The following is a 22,594-nucleotide window of genomic DNA, read 5'->3' on the forward strand; positions in this document are numbered from 1 at the left end:
CGAAAAGGTGATCGAATTCAATCAAATCGAACCCTTTTTCCCCTTTTTCTAGATCCATATACTGAAGATAACACGAGAGATAACAAACGGGAATGGGAAAGAGAGATGGGGAGAATGAGATTTCATCCGGTGGCATGGGGTGTCATTATTGGAACCTTTTTGTCACGCACAGGCTTTTTTATGACGCTTCCGTTTTTAGGCATTTATTTAGGAAAGGTAAAAGGAATTGATCCGGCGATCGTTGGTTCGATCCTCGCACTCAGCTTGCTGGTTGGAACGATTAGTAGCTTTGCCGGGGGAGCACTGTCAGACCGATTGGGCAGATATCCAGTGATGATCACTGCGATGGGAGCTTGGAGCATCGTCTTGATCGGATACGTTTTTGCGACGGAGACGTGGATGTTCTTTGTTTTAAGTGCCTGCAACGGCCTTTTTCGAAATGTATTTGAGCCGACTGCCCGTGCCCTGCTGGCGGATGTCACGTCGGATGATCAGCGGGCAGCTGTTTTCAACGCCAGGTATTTCGCAATCAACCTGGGGGGAGCAATCGGTCCGTTAATCGGCTTGCAGCTGGGCGCAGGGAGCACATCCTTGTTACCCTTCCTCGTCACAGCCATTATTTTTGCCGTGTACGCAGCTGTGTTGGTGGTATTTATGGTCATATTCAAGGAACAGTTGAAGAAGGACGTGGCTGCTGATCCGGTCACCATGAATCAGATGGCACGCATTGTTTTTACAGACAAAGTATTTCTTTACTTGTTGCTCGGGAATTTGTTCGTTGCTGGTGCCTACTCACATCTGGACACCACACTCTCCCAGTACATTGGGCATGATCGAATAGAGGCATATTCCTTTTTGTTTGTCGTGAATACTATCTCGGTTTTAGCGCTTCAATATCCGCTCGCGAAGTTTATGAAGCGGTACTCATCGATGACCGCGTTGAAGCTGGGCTGTCTATTGTTTGGACTGGGGTTGCTCGGTTTCGGGCTATTTACGAATTTATTTTGGCTCTCCGTGGCGATGGTGGTATTTACGATCGGCGAAATCTTGTGCTTTGTCGTCGGAGATATCCTGATCGGTGAGATCGCTCCCCAGCATTTACGTGGAGCGTATTATGGCGCCAGCGGCTTTGCCTTCCTTGGACAGAGTGTTTGTGCGTGGGTCGGCGGGGTATTGCTCCAAGTACTCGGCTTTGGGCAAGGGCCGATCATCTTCGCTATCCTCATGCTGTTGACCTTTATCGCGTTTCCGTTCTATCAACGCGGCCAGCACTTATGGGAGCAGCGGCAACATCAAAGAAAAAGCTGTGAAAAATCATCACATGTAATGATTTGAATAGGGTGCGATCTCTTGTTTTTTCCATATCCAACTGACTAGTTGTTCTTCTGAATGACTCCCCACATGTTTCCGCTCGGGTCAAAAAACTTGAGCACCCATCCGAAGCCATCGTTTTGGTAGTGGGTAATCGAGACTTCATGGGCCTGCAAATAATCATGGAGTGCATGCACATCGGAAGTGGTGTACAAAAAGACAGGCATGGGTTGATGATCAACGGTAAAGGTTGTGGACGTCTGCTCATCCGTTTCCCATATCATCAAGGTGGGCCCCGCAGACAATGCAAGAAAAGCGGAAGTACGATACTGCGCCTGTAAGGAAAAGCCAAGGTGATTGCAGTACCAGACAATGGCCTCTTCCAAATTTTTTACGGGAACTTGTACGTGAAGCAACGATTCCAAATGTGCCATGATCAATCATTCCTCTCTCCATCCTTTTTCTTTATATTGCCAGAATCCCCCATCTTTCGTTATCATTTTTTGAGAGGAAAGATAGGGGAGGCCATGACATGGGACAGATAGAACGGGAAAGAGGTCTGAAAAAAGGCACGATCCTGCAAAAAGCTTATCGGATCAAAAAGACCATTTCCACAAGTGAGCTGTCGAATGTGTATGTGGTCTACCATATGAAAAGCAAGCGGACACTCATTCTCAAAGAGTTTTTCCCTCAAGTATTAGCTATGCGAGATTTGGATCACGTGAAGGTCATTTGTCGCAGACCATCGTTACAAGCCAAATTCGACATGCTACTAGACAGCTTTTGGCAAGAGGCGTCCCTACACCAAGAACTGAATCATCCAACTATCATCGGATACATCGACCATTTTGCCGAAAATGGCACAGGTTATCTCGTCGTTGACTATTGCAAAGGGAAGACGCTGGATGAGTATGTATTAGCCCAAGCCGAGCTTGATCTGGGAGCATTTTTGCATCAGACGGTACTTCCGGTATTTGACGGATTAGACTATTTGCACAAAAAAGGCATCATTCATCGCGATATCAAGCCCAAAAACATCTTGGTCACAGAAGCTGGTCATCCTATGCTGATCGATTTTGGCTCCGCGATCTATTTCGATAAGGATGAACCCAAGCCGATCGTGACGACAGAAGGATATTCACCGCTTGAGTTTTACTCGGGTCAATCCAAGCAAGGAGTCATCTCAGATATTTACAGCCTGGCTGCCACGCTGTATTACTGTCTGACCAAAGAGCGTCCCGTTGATGTGGCGGCAAGAGTGATTGAGGATCGCTTGCCATCGCTTCGAACGATCAACCCTGAGGTTCCGCTGCTTCTGGCGAATGTCATTATGTGGGGCTTGGCCGTCGACTCGAAAAAAAGATGCCCCACACTCAAGCTGTTTGCGACAGCGATTCGTGCAGAGCATCTGATTTGGAAGGGAAAGGCGCGCTTCTCTTTTAGGAAGCTTCCTCACTAGACGTTTTCTTAAAGCGAATTTCGATCTCGGTCATCCGATCCTCGAAGGTCACATACACCTTGTCGTTGTATTGGAGGACGAGCTTTTTATGTCGGGGCATGGCTTCCTTGCCCTGCTCAACTGTGCAGTGACTATGATTGACCAAGAGTAGCGTCTGATTTTTTCCTGGCTGGAAGTAAATCTTCTGCGCTTCGGGCAAATGCTCATTCACGTCCAAACTGGTGAACAGATCCTGCAACGTGATCCGTTGTTTCTTGCCAAAGGAGGCGAGAGGCCAAAACTTGACAGGAATGTCATTGCCGCTTGCCGTGTGCAGGAAATACCCCTCAAGACGTCCCACAAAGGCAGGTTTAGGACGTGTAAGCAGGTAAACACCATAGCCGATCGCAGCTACGAGCAACACAATCATGCCGATGGTGATGTAGCGATCCCATACCGAGTGTACGGTAATGACGAGCGGGCCTGTGACACTTGCTCCTTCCGCATCCGTGGCGGTGATGGTGATTTCTGATGTGCCGCTTTTCTCTGGTGAGAGCTTCAGAGCCGCGTCTTGAATCGTAGCGACAAATCGTTCGTCTGGATCAGCGGTGACGATGGTATAGGTCAGCTTGTCGTTATTGGCGTCGGTGAAGAACGAACCTAAATCGATAGCCTGCTCACCGTTTTCCTTCTCGATCGTCAAGGTATTTACCGAGGCAGCAACTGGCGCGATATTCGTGATATCAAAAACGCTCGTAGCCGTCTCGCGATAAAAGTCCGGGCCATTCATAAAAATTCTCCACTCGTACTTGCCCGTGTGAGGGAATACGTAGTCGACTCTAAAGCTATCGCCAAGATTCTTCATCGGGACCTTTTCTTCTTTTTTCCCCGCGAGATCGGTTACGATCAGTTCTGCTTGCATGGATGCGTACACATCCTTGTCATCCAGTCGTTTGCCCCCCTCCAGATGGTGGAGATAGGTAGTAAACGTAGCAGGATTCCCCTTGATAACAGGTTCAGGTTTGACCTCTACACCAGCCATCAAACTGTAATTCCCCAGTAAATTGATTTTCACCAAATCCCCGGGTTTGCCTCTAAATTTTACGAGATAGTTTCCCTTCTTCGGCTTTTCTATTTTCATCAGGGAGTATTTTTTTGATTTCATAAAATGCACATTTTGCGATTGATAGTACACTTGCGATTCCAGCAGCGGATTGTTCGACAATAGGATAATGTTCGCTTCCTGCATGCTGGCGTTAGGAATGGTCACGGTCACTTCCTGCAAGCCCCCGGTAGCTGTCATCGCCGCCACCGACACGAGCTGCGATTGAATATGCTTGGCAAAAATCTGATTGAAGATTTCGGGCAGATCATCCGTACTTTGTGTGACAAAGGAAGTTCCGCCTGTTGCCTCTGCGATTTTTTTCAGTTGTTCCTTTTGGACGGTGCCATCGCTATTGAGGCCAATCGTATAGATGGGATAGCCTTGCGCTTTTGCTTTTGCGATAGCTGTCTCCACGTCCTTGTTGGATGCTGCCACACTCCTGCCACCCGCATTTTGCCGCAAATCTGTTCCCCCGTCTGAGAGAAGGATCAAAAATGGCTTGCGTGCCGGGTCCTTTGCTTTTTCAATCAGATCTGCCCCTCTGCGCAAACCGAGTCCTAAATCCGAATACCCAGAGTACCGCATCCCTTGAATGGTTCGCTTGAGCTGTTCCCGATTTCTTGCTTCGGCCATGCTCGCTAGAGACTGAGCTTGTACAATCCGATCATTATAAGCGACAAAGCCAATGCGGGTACGCGTGGCTTCGCTCATATCAATGAACATACTCATGACCTCTGCGGCTGTTTTGCCAGGGTCCGTTTTGTTCATGGAATTACTCGTATCAATGACAAAGACCGCGTCTACTCCCGCATCTGCTGTTCCATTTGCCCCCGCAGTAAGAGGGGCGGACAAGAAGAGCATGGGAAGGAGCAGTCCAATGACCACCATTCGAAAAAGTGGCGGCAGAGAGAGGGTTGACTGACGATTTTTGTACATACATTCACCTTTTTTCTGAAAAAAATTTTAAAAAGTTCATACCTTACTAAAATGGGACGATTTACCTATAAATGTTTGTTCGTATAAAAAATCGGTTTCATATTGCCGATGTATATAAAAGTTAATAACACCCATTTATGTAAATATGAGGTGAATGCATAATACTCCCCAGCGGCAACTAGGGAGAAATATCTATCAGTCCTTGTGCTTCTTTCCTAGTAAGAGAGTGGACAAGGCTGTGCTTATCACAATTTTTTCGAAGAACTAGGAAAGGAGACTCTGTGTCTTCAGCATAAAACGAGAATCCAAGAAAAGGAAGATTTGTGGAATAAAATGGGTCTAAATACTGGGAATGGTCTTCGGGATATAGGAAAATCGTCACGTTCCGAGGAATGTTGACAAATTATGCGGGCTACGTTTAATTTAGAGGCAAGATTTTTTGCTTGTTTTTGGTATAAATGTCACGATTTTCATTTTCTTTCGAGAAGCAGGACTCATCATCTATCAAGTAGGACTAAGTGGTTATGCAGACAACAGAAAGGGGCCATTTATGGACATTATTAACCAGACCAACCGAACCATGCTGTTCGAAGAGATCAACCCGGAAAAATTGGACCTGATCACTATTGTTGGAGATGTAAAAGGCATCGACAGTCTCAGTGACGACAAGATCAAGGAGATCAACGAGCACCTCCTCGTGCGTAGCTTCGATGAGTTTTTGGACAAGTTCTCCCCGAGCGTGTATTCGTTCTACAATGCAGCGAACCAAAAAGTGATGTACACCTTGAAAAAGCCTGACGGAATTGCAGAGGATGCGATTTCTGAGATCAAGATCGATCAGAGCAACGACTTCTTGAAAATGCTGTTTACCCTGATTGATACGAAGCGCAGCCAAGGGATCACAAATGTGGATTTCAAATTCGAGAATTTGCTCGATATGATTTCCCCGAAAAAAGTGATGGATGACATCCGTCAGGTGCGCAAAGAGATTCACTACTTGTACGGCCATTACGAAAAGCTCGATGATGGCGATCCGAAGAAGCTCGATCTCGGTGACAAGCTGAACACGATGTTCGAGGATGCCAGCAGAAACTACAACAACGTCATGGCGATGCTGCCGCTGGCAATTGAAGATATCAAAACACGACTGCTCTTGGGCGGCGCACAAGAAGAGAACCAATCCGAAGCGATTCAGATCGGGATGCTGACGATTGGGGAAGACGGAGAACTGAAGATCATCGAAGCACCGAAGAATGACAGCCGCGAGCTGATGGTTCTCGATGAAAACAGCGGAAACGGTCTGATGAACGTTTTCGAAGAGGATTACGAGTCGATCACTGAGACGCCATCCTCCTATGTAAAAGATCTCGTGGTGCGCACCTTCTGCCCGCTACCGACGGTACATACCGAAGTCAACATTGAGACAGAAGTACAGAACTACAATACGTATCTGGAGTTTTACAAAAACGCCAAGGACGACTTCGTAAAAACGGTGAAGCCTTTGGTTGAGAAAATTTTGGGCGTGAAGATGTTCTTCGATCAGTACGTGACCAAGAACAAAGGCATGCAGCCAGCTATGCTGATCACGAATACGAAGCTCGACATGCTCGTGAAGTCCAGCAACATTCCGCGTCTGGAGACTTACCTGAACACGGTCAACGCGAAAAACGACTTCACGGATACGATCTGGTTCGGAATCGTTCCATCTGTTGATATGGATTCCGCCGGAAAAGCACAAGTGACTCGCGAGCGTTTCCGTGGGAACGAAAAAGTCGTCAAGCAGGACGGCAATACGATGGAATCGCTCACCATGCTGCTCCAAGTCGTCAAGGACTTCAAGGTACAAGTGTTCTTCAGCTTCAGTACAGGTGAAGAAACGACCTTCAACAGCATGGCGACTGCGGGTATTGATAAATACATCGACAAGTGCGGAATCCTAGTGCGCAAAGAATTCAGTGAATTCGCGATCCCGAGCATTCCGAACTTCACGATTATTCCGAAAGATAAATCAGGAGTTGTCATCGACAGCAGAATGCTGCAAACCGAAGACGGCGTGAAGCTGTCCCAGGAAAAAGAAGACATCCTGAAGCTGTGGATCGAGGGTGTTTATGTCGGTGCCAGCTATGTAGCTGCTGGTGTCGTGGCAGCGTACCAGTGTCCAGAGTACTTGCGTGAGGCATTCAAAGTGGTTAGCCGCGAATATCCGGGTGTGCGCTTTGACATCGAAGCAGGTGAAAATGGACTGCGCGCTATCACGACAATGGCCAAAGAAATCTCTGGCTTTACCAACAACATTAAAGATTCCATCAACCGCAAAAACTTTGGATTCGTCTTCTCTTCGGAAAATGCACAAATCCAAGGCAAAGATATCAAGCGCATTACGGTGTACAAGGCACGCAGCCTCGCCATGGCAGAGGACGGCTTTGATTCCATCTACAAAACACTGGTCAGCACCTATATCGAGCGGATTCTCCGCTTCCAGACTGGTGATTTCAAACACGATAACATCGTGAAGTTCTTCAGTAACAATCCGAGCAGCCAAAAAAGCAAATGGCTGGGCACACGCGGCTTCGTGAACTCCATCATTCACGATGGTGATGACATGAGCTACATCATTGATGACAAGAGCAATCTGTGCCATATCGATCTGGTGTTCAACGGCAATGTGAAAAATCTGGAGGTCACCATCACCAAAGGAACGACTCCGGTCAAAGCATAGCATTGATCCCCTGGAGAGCTGTTTATGAAACTTTTTGACACATTACGCAGGTGGTTAGAGGTGTGTTTCCCAAAACGCACCCTTACACATAAGCCTCGAAGCCAATCAGGTATTTCGAGAGCAAGATTTCATTTCAAGGAGGTTTTATCCATGGGTTTTCGACTCAAAGTAGAAGGTTCTGAAACAATTGAGCTGGGCATGGACAACATTCAGACAGTAAAGTACGACACTGACACGCCAGACGATTCCAACGCGCGCTCCACAGATGTGGGTGCAACACTGAAACTGACTGGCAAAATCATCACTGCAACAGATGGTGACAGTGCGGATGACACCATGAAGCTGGCTCTCTGGTCTTTGGTACCAGCAGAAAAAGCGGATTGCTACCGCAAAGTAACACTGGAAGTAATCGCTGCTGATCAAGTGATCCGCAAAATCCATTTCCCGAACGCATTCGTAGTGGATTACAACGAGAGCTTTGGCGATACCGAGGGTGTAGGAACATTCAGCATCTTCATCAAGCAAAAGAAAGACAAAACCGAACTCACCAAAATCGAAGGCGGCTACGCTGTTTAGGTTTTGAGAGAAGTAAGGTAGGAAGAGCCGTACCTCGAAAGCCGTGTTCGAGGTACGGCTCTACAAAATAACGAAAATCATTGCCAGACAGAGGGTGCATGCATGAAAAATTATTACGAGATTCTGGGGCTAACCAAACAAGCTTCCACGAATGACATCAAAAAAGCATACCGTCAACTGGCAAAGCAGCATCATCCGGATGTAAATGCCGGGAGCAGTGAGTCAGAGAGAATTTTTAAAGAAATTACCGAGGCCTATCAAACATTGCAGGACCCAGCCTTGCGCGAGGCGTACGACGCGCGTTACGAAGCTTTTCAGCAGAAGAAACAACAGACAGGCCATACAAGTGGCACGAAACAAGGGCAAAGCAAACAGCAAGCACAGACTGCACCGGGTATGAACTTCGAAGATTTGGGAAGCACCTTTGAACGATTTTTTGGATTTAATCCGAAGACAGGCGAGATGAACGACAGCATGAAGTCCGGCAAAAAAAATCCACTGGATACAACGGATATGTTTGAACAGTTTTTCCGCATGAAGAAAAAATAAGATGGAAAAATCGGGCTTGGATGACAGCTCTTTCATGACATAGAGGTAGTAGCAACCTGCTCCTGTCTTTGGATGGATGTCCATACATACACCATTCGCCCAAAGCTCGGAGCATTTTTCTTAAAAGGAAGTTCAAAAATTCGTCTTTTGATCACGAAGTCATTCGCGAAGTTGATTCGGCATCGAAAGTTACGTTCACCTCTGAAGTCCGGTGCTCATGTAGGGCCCCTACACTGCGCTCCTCCTTCTTCAGGTTCACGTAACTTTCTCGGTGCTGAAAAGACAAATTTTTGAACAAAAGCAGTTATAGGTAGTTGATTGGGGGGAAAGATGTGGCGAAGAAAAAAGGGTACCAAAAGTCCATCAGAGTGAAGCTCATAGAGCTGCTGATTTCCATTCTTGTGATTAGTGCACTCATTTATGTCTTTGGTTATACGGACAGTAACACTCTGAAAATTATTACAGGAATTGCCTTCGGACTCTTTTTGTTCGGGGTCATAATCGTCAAATTCGGAAGCCCCGACGAACCAGAGCCAAAGAAAGAGGATGGCGTCACCAAACTGGTTCTATTAGATGAAGAGGGAGAGAGCGTGAAGGAGTGGTACATCCAAGGGGAGACATCCCTTTTGATCGGCAAAAGCTCCGCGCAAAACGAGGTCGACATCGACTTGGCGGACGCGGAATACGCTGCCTTGATCAGCAAGCAGCATGCGGTTCTGAATCAAGCGTCTGGGAATTGGTTCATCGAGGATATTCATTCCAAAAACGGCACAGGCATCAAGCAGCCGAACAAACGAGACAAGAGCAAGCTGGAGATTGAACAGCCGCATAACGTTAAGGCTGGCGACATCATTTACATAGCCAATACCCGATTGTTGTTGAAATAACAACGGGGGAAACAGCGCTTTTACACACATACATATCGTCCTTGCACGGAACGAAACGGGGGAGCAGAAGAATGAGTTTGACAAGATGCGCGAATGGTCACATGTTTAGCACCAGAAAACACGGAAGTACCTGCCCTTATTGCAGTATGGTCGTTGAGCCTGGGGCAAAGCCAGACAATAAAGCACAAGCGAGAGTGGCAGACGACGATAAAACGATGCCGTACCTGGGAGAAACAGAAGGGATTGAGCCTGTTACCGGATGGCTGGTATGTATTGAGGGGCCGCAACAAGGTCAAGATTACCGCATTATGGCGGAGAAGAACTTCATCGGTCGCGCAGAGGATATGCATATCCGAATCGTCGGAGACAACACGATCTCTCGCCGCAATCATGCGGTAATTGTTTACGATCCGAAAAAACGCAACTTTTACTTGCTCCCGGGTGATGCGTCGGGGCTTGCCTATCATAACAATGAAGCAGTGTACACACCAGTCGAGCTTACTGCGTACGATGTGCTTCAGCTCGGAAAGAGTACCTTTATTTTCATCCCGCTGTGCGGTGTCCACTTCGAGTGGGACAACTCTAACAAAGGCAAGGAATGATGAGCATGTTTCAACAGGGCGCAATCCCGTATCTAGTCGTCCTCGGCGTGATCATTGCCATTACTCTTTTGTTTCGTCTGCGTGCAACTTTGATCCGGCAAGAAAAGAATCCCGTCATCCAGATCGGAAATGGACAGACGATCGGCAGACGAGAAGAACAGGATGATTACTTTTCTACAGCAACATCGTCTCATGGGACGATTGCGATCTTGGCTGATGGAATCAGTGGACTGGCTAACGGCAGACTTGCTTCAACGCTTGCCGTGACTACATTTATCCGCGAATTTACAAAGCTGGACAACCCGAAGCATATGTCCCTCTTCTTTTCCCGGGCTGCTTCTCTGGCCAATTCGGAGATTTTGCAGGCGCTGAGAGGAAGTCGGGGTGGGACCACGCTGGTCGCTGGCGTAATCGTAGAGGACAAGCTGTACTGGGGAGCGGTTGGAGACAGTATCATTACTGTTTTCCGGGATGGAGAATTCATCCCGATCAATCAAAAAGACATTTATGAGTCGGTGCTGGAGGCTCGTTTTCTGTCCGGCGAGATTACGAAGGACGAGGCGCTGGAGCATCCGCAGAAAAAACAGCTGATCAACTACTTGGGTTACGACAACTTTCAAAATATTGAAATTGGGCGTGAGCCGTTTCCACTTGAGAAGGGAGACAAGGTCATTCTGTGTAGTGACGGCGTCTACGATACGTTAACCGAGATGGAGCTCGAGCAGATTTTGTTCCAAAAAATCGCTGCCCATGACGCGGCTGACCAAATCATTGAAGCGGTGGAAAGCAAGCAAAAAGCCAATCAGGACAACGCAACCATTCTCATCCTGGAAAAAGGCTGGTAACGGGGGAGCGGGTAGTACGAATGAGAAAGGACAACAGTGAATTCATTACCGGGTTTCTATCCGAATCAGGCAGCTTCGTTCGCAACAAGGATTACTTTGCCTATGCCGAGCTGGATGATATCGCGTGCTGGGTAATCGCCCGCGGATTGGACAACGATCAGGAAGTAGAGAGTGCAGAGTTGGCGGCCAAAAGCGTTCTTGGCTACTTTTTGCAGAGGCCGTCTATTTCGCGTTATCGTATTCGCCGCTATTTACAGGAGGCCCATCGTGTCCTACAAGCTGAGAGCCATCGCGTCAGATTAAAAGCGAGCTTGACGGTAATCGTAACGGACTATGCCAGAGTGAGGTACGGTGTCGCTGGTAACACCCGTCTGTATCAGTTTCGCAATGGCCGACTGCAATGGCAAAGCAAGGATCAGAGTCTTGCCCAACAGATGGTGGATGGGGAGGAAATCGCAGAGGACTCGCTTGATCAGCACGAGGAGCGGCATAATCTCTTGAGCTATTTGGGGACACCCAATGAATTTCGCCCGTTTATCTCCAAGAAGCTTCCGCTCTATGACGGTGATGTTTTTCTGCTTGCCACCCCAGGTCTGTGGGAAAAGGTGAATTCGGCCGAAATGAAGGACGGACTTCAAGAGGCGACAGATCCGGAAACCTGGATCGATACGTTGGAAGACGTGCTTTTGAGCAAGCAAGAGCATGTCGTTCAAAACTACACGGCAGCCGCTATTTTTGCGAACAAAATTTTCAAGACAGACCCGCAAAAAAAATGGCGGATTATCAAACGGGTGGCACTCATCCTTCTCGTGCTTGCCTTGGCTGGAGGCGGAGCTCTGCTGTTCAAAATGAAAGAAACGGAGCGCATCGCGGATGCTGCGACAGGCATGTTCGAGCATGAAACAGCCGGAGACGCTTTCATTGCGGAGAGCGATTATCCGAAGGCACTCAAGGCGTACAGCGAAGCCCGAAATGCCGCAAATATCGTCAAAAACAAAATTCAAGCCACTCTCTTGGCGAAAAAAATCCGCATTACACAGTTGATCGTGGATGGAGATACGGCTGTAAAAGATGAGCAGTTCGCCAAGGCATTGGATAAGTACGACAAGGCGCTCAAGGAAATGAAAGGGCGCGAAGATTTTAACGAACCGGAGATTTTGGAGAAGAAAGAAAAGACACAATCGTATGTACTCGTCATGCAGTGGAAAAAGGAAGGCGATCTCTTGTTTGAGGCGCAGGATTACGCTGGGGCAGAAGCCTATTACCAAAAGGCGCGCAAGCTGGCGTTGGAAACGTCTTTTGTAACAGGAGAAAAGGAGCTTCGCACCAAGCTGGATGAGGTAGCTTCCAAAAAGACCGGCATTGACAAGGAAAAGAAGACGCTCGATGGTGACAAGCTGGAGAAGCAAGGCGACGAGAGCTATGCGGCGCAAGACTTCGAGGGAGCGATCCAATCGTATACGCAGGCGCAGGAAATTTATCAGGAGATTGGTGTGCTGGAAAAAGTTTTGGCGATGGAGCGCAAGGTGACAAAGGCAGAGGAGAAGCTGAATCCTCCTGCTGCTCCACCTTCGGCAGGTGCGCCAGCAGGCCAGCCACCGGCAGCTCAGGTGAATCAAACGGCACCAGTTAACCAGACAGCTCCGATCAATCAGGCAGTCCCAGTCAATCCGGTGGCGCCAACGTATCAGCCAGTTCCGGCGCCCCAAGTAGCGCCGACCAATCAAGCAGCCCCGCCAGCCGAGACAGCTCCGGCGACTCAGCCAGTTCAGTCACCGCAAGCTAATCCACCAGCTACAGCCAATCCGACACAGGAGGAGGCAGCGAAAACGCCATGAAAGAGATCGTACTGGATCGTTTGAACAAAATGGAGGAGCTGGAGCAGCGCAGGCTACTCAAGCAGATCATGAACGGTGTCTTCCTCAACCTGGTCGAGTATCAGGAGGAGATGCAGAAGAAGCTGGAGGAGCGTGTTTTTTCCGAGATCGAGGACAAGGAAGATAAGCATGACATCTACGTGACCCTCTGCCATCGCGATGATTTTGACCCGATCCACGAGTATTTGTACCCGATGATCCCTGGCGATGAGGAAAAGAAGATATGTGATCGCAAAGAATTGGCGGTCAGGCTCAGCAACCAGGAAGAAGCGGTCATGATGACGATCTTTTTAGAGTGTGAATATGACAAGATTCAGGCGCTGATGATGAGCAAGCGAACCTTCAAGGGTCGTCTGAACACGGCAGGCAATCACTATCCAATCGAGGTGCGCCTCCAACAAAGTCGTGTGTATATGGATGAGCTGGAAAAGCTGTACAACATGTTTCAAAAGAACGGGATGCCGTGGAAAACGGTGAATCACCCTTACGCCAGCAAGTTTTTCGATGTCATTCTGGTTGCCTGTGAGGGCACGTTTACAGAAGACGAAGAGATACTGGAAATGTCGATGACCCTTGATGAGTGGGAGCCTTACAAAAAGCTGGACGTGATCCCGTTGTGGAACATCGAGCGTTTGGCTTTAAAAAACATCGGCTTTCCCGTACCTGCCATTGACCGGGTGAACTTCGAGCATGTCCTGTCGTTACGCAAGACGGGTAGTGAGCACGGGTATTTGGTGGATGGAGATGAGGAGCTGATTCGCTACATCAAGCGTTCGCCGGAAGAGCTCACGATCGTCTCGCCTCAGGAGAAGTCGGGAGTTTGGAACGTATGCAAAATTACACAGCCTGTCACGACCCGCATCGGGAGACTGGATTACGAATTGGTGTCCAATCGTCGCAAAAACAGCTTCGTTGGGAGCTATGCGCGGAAGCAGGCGATGACCGTACGGGCTAAAGGAGAGATTATCCGAATCGTCCATTCCTTTGAAGCCGCTGAACAATTGGAGCTAGTGAATGTAGAGATCCGGGACAAAAACAATCGGCCTCCCGCTACGTACGGTTTAAATCCGTTCATTAGCGATAACGTCCGTGTAGAAAACGACAAGAAGATCATGGCTCTCGGCTTTCGGAGACGTGGGGCGAACAGCTTTCTTCTCCAAGACATGATGAGCTTCCTCGTCTCCGAGGTTCAGATGTATTTTCCGGAATACAAGTGTGAAGGAGAATGGGCTTGAATTACATCTGGGATTTGGTTATTCGTGCAAAACGCGCCGGGATCGCCCCAAAAGACATCCAGTTCCAAGCGGCCAAAGTGTATTCACCCTACATGGAGCTGAGTCATGAGGCCATCAACGCCAAAACGGTGGATAAGACAGTAGAAGTGAATCCGTACTACCGCTTCGACGATATTTTCCGTGACCTTTTCGACGCCAATTACTCGGACGATGTAGAGCTTCGGCATACCTTGTTTGATATCATCATCCATTTGCTGGCCGAGATTGATCTGTCGCAAGGGATGAACAAGCGTGAATACCACATCCGTTTTGTATTGCGCGATTTGGAAGCGGGGCTGTTCGGCAGTCGGGTACAGGAAAATATCCGACTTTTTACCAAAGAGGAGCGAGAGATTATCGCAGGCAATATTTTGCGCTTGTATGAGACCGGCGAAGCGGTGTACCTGCTCAAGGATACGATGCGCAAAATTTTCTCTCACTCTACGATTTACGCCAATTGCGAAGAAAAAGATGAACTGCTGATTTACGTTGGGCAGTCGGAAAGTGAAACGGCACATGCCAAGCTCGCTTTAATCAAGGATATTTTTCTACCGGTTCGGTTCCATACAGAGATTTATTGGCGAAATCATTTCGGCATTTTGGATGTCGAGGAAACGATGCAAATCGACAGTGTTGCACTGTACTAGAGTTTTTTGACCGATTGACCCCAACGATGGTCGGGAGAGAGGAGAGTTGGGATGACTACCTATTCATATAAGCTTCATCTCCAAAAAGGCAGCGGGGATGGAAATCAACGCAATCATCCAGGCGAAGCGACCTACACACGGGACGAGCTGATGGAGATGACGACCTTTCAGCTCCGCAATATTTGCTACAAGGAAAAACTGGTCGGCTCTGTCGTGAACAATCTCGATCGGGAGGGACTGCTGCAAACGCTTCTGCGTTTTCGTGGGGCAGAAGAAAACCTTCTGATTGAGCGCGCTGTTCCAGGTGGTATTGAACGCCTCGAAGCTGTACTCCACAAATATTTAAACACACCGATGCCAGGTGTAGATGCGATCAAAATTCCAGCGAAGATGTGCTTGTACATGGGTCTCGCCATTGACAGGCTGGACAACTATCGCGTCGAATCCTCCCAAGGCTTGTCCGAATCCAATGTGCTTTTAGTGAATGACCATATGGAGCTATGCGGCATTCTGCATCTGCATAAAGACAAAGACGATAGGAGAGCGGGGCATTTTACGCTGCACGCTCACCAGGATGCTCCATTGAGAAAAACCGTCAATCAAAACTACAGCCTGCTCTTTTTCCGCAAGCAGGATTCGGAGTACTTGTACAAGGCGTATCACCAGGACCATCCGTTGCCGCCTGTCAATCTCCACTACTACAAAGTACCGGTGACTGACCTCGAGATCAGGGAATTGGAAGAAACAGATGCCGTTCTCGCGATTGATTTTGGTACCTCCTCGACGACAGCGGGTACTTTTCTCGACCATCAGTATGTCAGCTCCCCTTCTAGCAACGACTTGTTGAATGGACGTATACGCTTGAATGCGATCAATTACGTCTCTTTCCCCGATACAACGCAAAAAAACGAGGAATGGATCGAGGTGCTGCCGACGGCTGTCAGCGTGGCGGATTGCTCCTCCCCACATGACGTTCGCTTTCACATCGGTTATGAAGCACTGCGGCACATGAAAAAGAACGGATACAGCACGAACGCGACCGTGTTTCAAGGCATCAAGCGCTGGGTGAACAGCTATCACAAGATCGAAGAGGTCATGGACAGCCAAGGGAATACCGCGACTGTGAAACGAAGCGACATCCTGCGCCAGTACCTTCTTCACGTCATTCAAATGGCCGAGCATCAATTCAAATGCCGCTTTCGTCATCTGCATATCACAAGTCCGGTCAAGCTGAAAACGCAGTTTCTTGAGATGTTCACCGAGATTTTGCCTGAGTACCGCATCGAATCAGAGCACGCTCTCGATGAAGGAATGGCCGTCCTGTTCAACACGATTGCGGATCAAATAGACAAAAACAGCTTTCTGGACGGGGAAACGTACCAAGCGCTCGTCATCGATTGTGGTGGAGGAACGACGGATCTGTCTTCATGCCATTTCCGGATCGAGGACGGACATATCTCCTATCGCATCGATATCGATACGACCTATGAAAACGGCGACACCAATTTTGGTGGCAACAACATTACGTATCGCATCATGCAATTTATGAAAATCGTCTTCGCGGACTATTACGGAAAAGGGCGGCAAGTGACCGACATCGACCAGATCATCGACATCCCTGGATCGGAAATTTTCCGGTACGTGGATGAATACGGCGTCGACTCCATCTATGAACGCTTCGAGGCGAGATATCGGGAAGCTGAGGCGATTTTGCCGACTCGCTACAAGGAGTACGAGAATAAGAGCCGGGACGAGTATCAGCGTGTCCGCAATAATTTTCACTTTTTGTGGGACCTCGCTGACCACATGAAAAAAGAATTTTTCCGTCAGACCGGTATTCTGCGAAATCGCTTCACATCCGATACAGAAAATCGTCAAGAGCCTGATCTAAAGCTGACGGCAGTCGAGCGATGGGTGTTGTCGATACGGGAGGATGGTCACTTCCGGGATGTGTTTGATTTTCCGGATGTCGTATTCAACGCGAAAGAGATCAATCACCTGATCAAGGCGGATATTTACGAGATTTTGCGCGTCTTCTTGGACGATTTTTACCAACAAGGAAGGCTGGCTGACTTCTCGATCATCAAGCTGACTGGGCAGTCGTGCCGGATTGATGTTTTCCGTGAAGCGCTCAAAGAGTTTGTCCCAGGACGCAGTATCGAGTTCCGGCAAAAGTCAGAGGATGCAGGCAAGGTGCCAGATCTGAAGCTGTCTTGCTTACGTGGGGCACTGCGCTATCAAAGTGCCAAAAAGGCAGGCTTCATCGAAGCGCAAATTACGAACCATGCGCCGATCGTCCCGTATTCCGTGACCGCCTTCACGTATAACAAGCAAGAGAGAGTGCTGATTCACAGTCAGGAAAAGCTGAGTCTCGTGCATGGCTCTATCTCGCGTCCCTACGGCGTGAGCGAAGTTGAATTTTATCTCAAGGAAAATGATGGCCAGCTGCGCCAGCGGTACTTGTACATGGATGAGCCTGCTCAATACAAAAACGTGTTGTATGAGGACATCGCGAGCAAGTACGGAACGCATATCCCGCAGGATGAGACTGACTCGATTCAAAATGGCGAGTCGAAATACTTCGTTTTTGCGAGCGGCAGTGAGTGGGGATTCCATGTCGTGCCAGTAGCTCGTCTGAATGAACAGCTTGCTTTGGGAAAAAAGGTTTTCTTTGCTTTTGAGAGTGACTTGTCCGAGCTGGATTTCTTTGACGGGATGAAATGATCAAGTAACCAGGCAGCTTAAATGAACAGGAAGGGGGAACAGCGGTGTTTTCCCATCTCTATCCCAATTTTCATAAAGGGCGAATTCTCAAGCGAGAGATGCTTGAAAATCTGCGTGATTACCCGCGGCATTTTGTAGATTTATACTTTCAGGATTATACAGACGGCATTATTTCTGGGTTGGATGTATCGATAGGCGATGAGCACCTCACTGTCGGCAGAGGAATCGTCAAGCATCAAGGACGGATTTATTTGTTCGACCGCGAAGAGCGTGTTCCTTATGAGGCCACAGGTACGGAGACGGTACTCAAGATTCGCTTTCACGAGGAGACTTCGTTGACCGACTATTACGTTTACGAGACGTTGTATGTACTCGATCAGGAGATAGAGTCACGCCAGGATGAAAAGGAACTGGGGCGCTTCAAGCTCAAGCAAGGGGCAAGGCTTCGCGGGGATTATCAGGATTTAGCCGATATGGCGACGGAATTCAATACATGGAATATCGTGCATGTCGAACATGCCGGGAGAAACGAGCCAACACTTGCTCCTTTCATCCTGCGGTATTTTGCGAATGAAATGCTGAAAACGGTCACCAATCACCCGTATGATCTCGCCTTTGCCATGCAGTGCTTGAATGCGGACAGGGTAGAGCGGGGGCTCATTCTTCATTATATAGGCAACAGAATGGGGAATGGTTACCGCGAGTACACGAACCTGCAGATTCTCAAATACCTCGCACGTATATTGGATGACGCCAAGAGTGGCGGAAAGTCCTCAAAAACGGAGTGGAAAACAGGCGGGCGTCAGCGGGTTATTGTTGATTAACGAGAGGATGGTGAATGGAAATGGCGCGCATGGATGAAAGCATTATCGGCATGTTGAATGAGCTTTCCGGTGAGGATGCACAGCCAGCAGCAATACGTTTTGGTCCAAAGGGCAAAAACCGACTGGATGTCGTGAACAAATCATTTATTACAGTCGGTGAAGAGAGAATTCCCATGGAGGACAAGCGCGTTCTCGACGATCTCGTACAGATTCGACTCCCGAAGACATTTTCCATCATGAGTCCAGAAGTAGCAGCGCTGAAGTATCCATCGGAACGTAGGCCTTCACTGATTTATACGAACGAAACGGCGTCCATTAACTTGGCTTTCACCTATACCGAGAGCAAGCTGACCGATTCTCCTGCACAGCTGAAGGCCTTCATGGATGTCATGAAGCAGGTTTTGCGGAGAACACAGCCACTCGCTCGTTGGCAGGAGGAAGGAATACGTGAGATTGCGGGGAACAGCGTCGGATTTTTCGAGTTTGTTGCGCCCGCATTGGATACGGACATTTACAACCTGATCAGCTTTGTCTCTCTACAGGAACGCGCTCTTCTCTGCACGTTCAATTGCACGGAGCAGGAGCTGTCGGACTGGAAGCCAGTAGGCTGGGGGATCATGGATTCCTTGTCGCTCGTATCCACCAATTCAAATGAAAATGGGAAGGGAGAAGGGAAAATATGAGTCTTCCTGTCATTGCCTACAACAATTTGCAAATCTCTCCTTATCAATTGACGCATCTGGTAGAACTGACGATTACGAAAAAGATTAATGAGCACGCTCGCCTGACATTTACGGGGATCGTACCAGAAGAATTGAAGGACAGCTATGTAGAAATGACGGAAGCACAGACCCCGATCGAAATCAGTCAGGTGGATAGCGACGGCAACGCCACGCCGCTTTTTGCGGGGATTGTTCTGGAGATAGGCATCAAAGCCGTACGAGACGTTTATTATCTGTACGTCGAAGCTGTCTCGCCTACGTACAATCTCGACGTGAAGCGCAAGAGCCGTTCGTTTCAAAACAAAGCCATGACCTATGGTGCCCTTTTGAAAACAATCGCAGGAGAATACCCAGGCATGGACATGATGGACATGGCCTCCAATGGCGGGAAGCTGGGCTCCTTTACCATGCAGTATCAGGAGACGGATTGGCAGTTTCTCAAGCGGCTTGCTTCGCGTTTTCAGACCGGACTGATGCCGGCATCCGTTTTTGAAAAGCCAAAGTTCAGCTTTGGTGTGCCAGAGGGTGCCTCGAAAGGTAAGCTGGACGATTTTCACTATCGAGTGCGCAAAAATTTGAACGAATACCGCCATTCCTCGGAAAACGGGGTCAAGGGCGTGGATGAAAATGATTACATCTTTTACGAGGTCGAGACGGATCGCGTGCTCGATTTGGGCAACGGTGTGGATTTCAAAGGGAAGAGCCTGTATGTGTATGAGGCCCATACCGAGATGAAGAAAGGCTTGCTCAAGCATAAGTATTTGCTTGCGTCCAAAAAAGGAATGAGCCAAAAATCGCTCCACAATTCGCTCATTGTAGGGGCATCGGTGCAAGGAAAAGTCATTGAGGTCTCCAAAGACAACGTCAAAATCCACCTTGATATCGACGAGAAACAGAGCAAGAGCGAAGCGCACTGGTTCCCGTATTCCTCGGTTTATACAGCCGAAGGAAACAGCGGTTGGTATTGCATGCCGGAGCTAGATGACTACGTCCGCGTCTATTTTCCGAGCAACAAGGAAAGTGACGGGATTGCGATCAGCTCTGTCCGGAAAAATTCAGACGAGGGCGAAACGAACAAGCTCGGGAATCCCGATATCAAATACTTCCGCACGGCCAACGGAAAAGAACTGATGTTCAGCCCGTCGGAGGTATTGCTTAGCGCAAAGGACGGGGAAATCCTCATTCGCATGACCGACGCGGACGGCATCCAGATTTTCAGCAAGAAAAATATCAAGGTTGTCTCCGAAAAGGACATTTTGATGGATTCTGCCACGAAGGTGATTATCTCGGCGAAAGAGGAGATCAGTCTCACCTGCAAAGAGAGCAACATCAAGATGGACGGAAATACAAGCATCGTCGGGCAGGAGCTCAAAACCAATTGACACACATGGTTGCCACGCGGGTAACCGTGTGTTTGGTGTATGCAAAAACGGTGAGAAGAAGGAGGGATTGGCATGGAGAGAGAGGAAGCCTTGCAGCATTTCAAGGAGCACGAGGTGCCGAAGAGAACCATCGCCAGCCTACATACCTTGGATGCTTACTATCAAGCGAATAAAGAGAGGCTGGCAAAAGAATTTCTCCGTTCCTTTGAAGCAATATGCCGACGTGTGATGGATAAGCAGGAGCAAGGAACAAAAGGCAAACTGGCGTACTTGACCTATTCCATGCTGCGGACGGAGCTTCTTCTTGGAAGCAGTCATTATTTGCTGGAAGCTACAGACAGCAGTTGGTTTTTCGATCCGGTGGAGTGTCAAACCAGCTATGATGCGAGCTGGGCTTTCCGCTTTTTGGATCGGCTCGCAATCGAATGGAACGAGGCTGCCAGAGCGTATGCCGGACACGTAAGACTTCCCGATATCGAACGGATCAAGCTCGTGGAGGCAGAGAAGTTTCATCAATATGTAGTCCACCTGATCCGTTATGCCATGGTGAAGGCTGTTCAGCTGGAGGTCTTCCAACAGGTGGACAAGGAGCCGGAGTTGGAGGTGCGTGTCGGAGAATATTTGGATCAAAGCGAGATCGTGTACTGTCTGGACACTCGCCACAAAGATTCCGAGATGATCCGTGCTTGGCTGGAAGAAAAGCAAGAGCTGGAATACGGCTACAAGGTTTTGGCTGGTCTCGATTTAGCAAAAGGGCAATTCGACGGTTTGGACCTGCGCTATTCGGACTTGTCGGACAGTCACTTAACGAATGCAACCCTGCGCGAATGTGTTTTGGTCGGAACGAGATGGCATCGTGCCCAGCTAAAAGCGGTTGATTTCGGCGACAGTCTCATTCACGGAGCGGATTTTACCGGAGCGAATCTGCTAGGCGCGAGCTTTCGTGAAGCATCCGGGCCAAGGGGTCTTTTGGAAACAGATGCGTGGGAGATGCCCGGTTTTGATGGTGTCTTGTTCGTCGGGGCGGACTTGACCGGGACTGATTTTACCGGAGCCGATCTGCGCGGCGCAAACTTTACCGATGCGATTTTGACCGGAGCGAATTTTAGCGGAGCGCTTCTGGAGAGAGCCGTATTCTCGGCGGAGGCCAGGGAGTCCATTCTGTTGGATGAGCTTCAGGAGCGACATGTCGTTTGGCGAGAGGGGAGTCAGGTATGAATTATTTCATCTTGTCACAGGACGAGCGCATCGCGAGTGCGGTAGAGCCAACCAACGTTTTTGACGTCATCCGGCAGGAGTGGCTCACCCCGGATTATCAGGAAGAGCTGGATGAGGCGATTATCCAGTTCGACATCAAGCAAAAGAAAGAGAACGACTATCTGGATTTTCTTGATAGACCGATCCCGCTCTATTCCAACCGCTTAAAGACAATCATCCACAAGTTCGCGCCGAAGCTGTTCGTCAAATCCGTCGTGCTGGTAGACAGGGAGCGGATCAAGCAGGATTTGTACTGGATGATGAGCCTGCCGCGTGTGAACTGTTTGTCAGAGCAAAGCGAGTTTCACAATGACGGCTCACTTAAACGGCTGGTTCTCGATCCAGAAAAGATTGGGCGTCATACGATTTTTCAAATCGAAGGGATTCGTGAACCGTATATCATCATCGATTTGCGGCTGGCGGAAGCTTTGCTGCGCAGGGACTTTTTCGGTATCCGCTTGAAAAAAGCAGAGCAAGCAGGGAGGAGAATGAGTCATGCCCATGATTGAAGATGTCGATGTTGTACCTTCGTCGGCTCCGAAGAAAAGCTACGTCGTGGCGGGAGCAATTCTCACGTGTGACTACGGGAGCCAGAAGAACAAGCTGAAAACGCCGTTTAGTCATGGCGTGTACATTCGCAACCAGGCACAAATGAACGTGAATGACTATATGCCGCAAGTGAACATCATGCCGTTTGGCAAATGCAAATGCGAGAAAAATCCAACCGTCGCGGCTGCTACTGCTGCCAACAACGGTGTACTCAAGCCGATGCCATGCGTTCCTGTAGTCACCATGCCCTGGATCGATGGCAAAGCAGATGTACTCGTGGAAAACCATCCCGCCCTGTTAAACAACAGCACGAACATGTGCATATATGGAGGCTGCATTCGCATCGAAGACGACGGACAGGAGCAATAGT

20 protein-coding genes are annotated in these 22,594 nt (G+C 48.7%); 18 read left to right on the forward strand and 2 right to left on the reverse strand.

Annotation, left to right across the window (positions count from 1 at the left end; genetic code table 11):
- The first annotated feature begins 114 nt into the window (after nt 1-114).
- Entirely contained in the window at nt 115-1,335 is a 1,221-nt protein-coding gene (locus tag HPY27_RS23155) for an MDR family MFS transporter (protein ID WP_017252089.1), read from the forward strand.
- Nucleotides 1,336-1,373: 38 nt separating this feature from the next.
- Here the strand turns inward: HPY27_RS23155 and HPY27_RS23160 are convergent, their stop codons facing one another.
- On the reverse strand, nt 1,374-1,745 hold the full coding sequence (locus HPY27_RS23160) for a VOC family protein (RefSeq protein WP_026043370.1): 372 nt from the start codon (nt 1,743-1,745) through the stop codon (nt 1,374-1,376).
- A gap of 98 nt (nt 1,746-1,843) precedes the next feature.
- On the opposite strand from HPY27_RS23160, the gene HPY27_RS23165 reads away from it, so the two are divergent.
- Nucleotides 1,844-2,770, forward strand: coding sequence for a serine/threonine protein kinase (locus tag HPY27_RS23165; RefSeq protein ID WP_173623989.1), 927 nt, complete (start codon nt 1,844-1,846; stop codon nt 2,768-2,770).
- Here the strand turns inward: HPY27_RS23165 and HPY27_RS23170 are convergent.
- Nucleotides 2,751-4,790: a VWA domain-containing protein gene (locus tag HPY27_RS23170; RefSeq protein ID WP_174226068.1), complete on the reverse strand. Its 2,040-nt coding sequence runs from the start codon at nt 4,788-4,790 to the stop codon at nt 2,751-2,753. The two genes, HPY27_RS23165 and HPY27_RS23170, sit on opposite strands and share 20 nt — an antisense overlap.
- A gap of 550 nt (nt 4,791-5,340) precedes the next feature.
- Between HPY27_RS23170 and HPY27_RS23175 the strand changes: the two genes are divergently transcribed.
- The 16 genes from HPY27_RS23175 to HPY27_RS23250 all read left to right on the forward strand — a co-directional run bounded on the left by HPY27_RS23175 (nt 5,341) and on the right by HPY27_RS23250 (nt 22,593).
- Nucleotides 5,341-7,509: a transcriptional regulator gene (locus HPY27_RS23175; RefSeq protein ID WP_173624061.1), complete on the forward strand. Its 2,169-nt coding sequence runs from the start codon at nt 5,341-5,343 to the stop codon at nt 7,507-7,509.
- 150 nt (nt 7,510-7,659) lie between these two features.
- Entirely contained in the window at nt 7,660-8,085 is a 426-nt protein-coding gene (locus HPY27_RS23180) for a hypothetical protein (protein ID WP_017252084.1), read from the forward strand.
- Nucleotides 8,086-8,187: 102 nt separating this feature from the next.
- Nucleotides 8,188-8,634 carry a J domain-containing protein gene (locus HPY27_RS23185; RefSeq protein ID WP_017252083.1) on the forward strand — a complete coding sequence of 149 codons (447 nt, stop codon included), beginning with the start codon at nt 8,188-8,190 and terminating at the stop codon, nt 8,632-8,634.
- 332 nt (nt 8,635-8,966) lie between these two features.
- Nucleotides 8,967-9,521 carry an FHA domain-containing protein gene (locus HPY27_RS23190; RefSeq protein WP_174226069.1) on the forward strand — a complete coding sequence of 185 codons (555 nt, stop codon included), beginning with the start codon at nt 8,967-8,969 and terminating at the stop codon, nt 9,519-9,521.
- 71 nt (nt 9,522-9,592) lie between these two features.
- Nucleotides 9,593-10,123 (forward strand): FHA domain-containing protein, encoded by a 531-nt coding sequence (locus HPY27_RS23195; RefSeq protein WP_174226070.1) that lies wholly within the window; start codon nt 9,593-9,595, stop codon nt 10,121-10,123.
- Between the two features lie 5 nt (nt 10,124-10,128).
- Nucleotides 10,129-10,968 (forward strand): PP2C family protein-serine/threonine phosphatase, encoded by an 840-nt coding sequence (locus tag HPY27_RS23200; RefSeq protein WP_017252080.1) that lies wholly within the window; start codon nt 10,129-10,131, stop codon nt 10,966-10,968.
- Between the two features lie 20 nt (nt 10,969-10,988).
- Nucleotides 10,989-12,806, forward strand: a complete 1,818-nt coding sequence (locus tag HPY27_RS23205) for a PP2C family protein-serine/threonine phosphatase (RefSeq protein WP_174226071.1) — start codon at nt 10,989-10,991, stop codon at nt 12,804-12,806.
- Nucleotides 12,803-14,080, forward strand: a complete 1,278-nt coding sequence (locus HPY27_RS23210; RefSeq protein WP_173623985.1) for a normocyte-binding protein — start codon at nt 12,803-12,805, stop codon at nt 14,078-14,080. Before HPY27_RS23205 ends, HPY27_RS23210 begins: the two co-directional genes overlap by 4 nt.
- Nucleotides 14,071-14,766, forward strand: a complete 696-nt coding sequence (locus HPY27_RS23215; RefSeq protein ID WP_017252078.1) for a hypothetical protein — start codon at nt 14,071-14,073, stop codon at nt 14,764-14,766. The genes HPY27_RS23210 and HPY27_RS23215 overlap by 10 nt, the downstream gene beginning before the upstream one ends.
- A 51-nt stretch (nt 14,767-14,817) precedes the next feature.
- Nucleotides 14,818-17,490, forward strand: coding sequence for an acetate and sugar kinases/Hsc70/actin family protein (locus tag HPY27_RS23220; protein ID WP_174226072.1), 2,673 nt, complete (start codon nt 14,818-14,820; stop codon nt 17,488-17,490).
- A 44-nt stretch (nt 17,491-17,534) separates the two neighbouring features.
- The gene (locus tag HPY27_RS23225; RefSeq protein WP_174226073.1) at nt 17,535-18,314 is read left to right on the forward strand and encodes a DNA and RNA helicase; all 780 of its coding nucleotides are present in this window, start codon (nt 17,535-17,537) and stop codon (nt 18,312-18,314) included.
- A gap of 14 nt (nt 18,315-18,328) precedes the next feature.
- Entirely contained in the window at nt 18,329-18,997 is a 669-nt protein-coding gene (locus HPY27_RS23230) for a hypothetical protein (RefSeq protein ID WP_174226075.1), read from the forward strand.
- Nucleotides 18,994-20,418: a contractile injection system protein, VgrG/Pvc8 family gene (locus HPY27_RS23235; protein ID WP_174226076.1), complete on the forward strand. Its 1,425-nt coding sequence runs from the start codon at nt 18,994-18,996 to the stop codon at nt 20,416-20,418. The genes HPY27_RS23230 and HPY27_RS23235 overlap by 4 nt, the downstream gene beginning before the upstream one ends.
- A gap of 72 nt (nt 20,419-20,490) precedes the next feature.
- Nucleotides 20,491-21,636, forward strand: coding sequence for a pentapeptide repeat-containing protein (locus tag HPY27_RS23240; protein WP_174226077.1), 1,146 nt, complete (start codon nt 20,491-20,493; stop codon nt 21,634-21,636).
- Entirely contained in the window at nt 21,633-22,184 is a 552-nt protein-coding gene (locus tag HPY27_RS23245) for a hypothetical protein (protein ID WP_017252072.1), read from the forward strand. Before HPY27_RS23240 ends, HPY27_RS23245 begins: the two co-directional genes overlap by 4 nt.
- Nucleotides 22,171-22,593 (forward strand): DUF4280 domain-containing protein, encoded by a 423-nt coding sequence (locus HPY27_RS23250; RefSeq protein ID WP_017252071.1) that lies wholly within the window; start codon nt 22,171-22,173, stop codon nt 22,591-22,593. The genes HPY27_RS23245 and HPY27_RS23250 overlap by 14 nt, the downstream gene beginning before the upstream one ends.
- Nucleotide 22,594: the final 1 nt, after the last annotated feature.

The organism is Brevibacillus sp. HB1.1 (genome assembly GCF_013332445.1).
GTDB lineage: Bacteria > Bacillota > Bacilli > Brevibacillales > Brevibacillaceae > Brevibacillus > Brevibacillus porteri.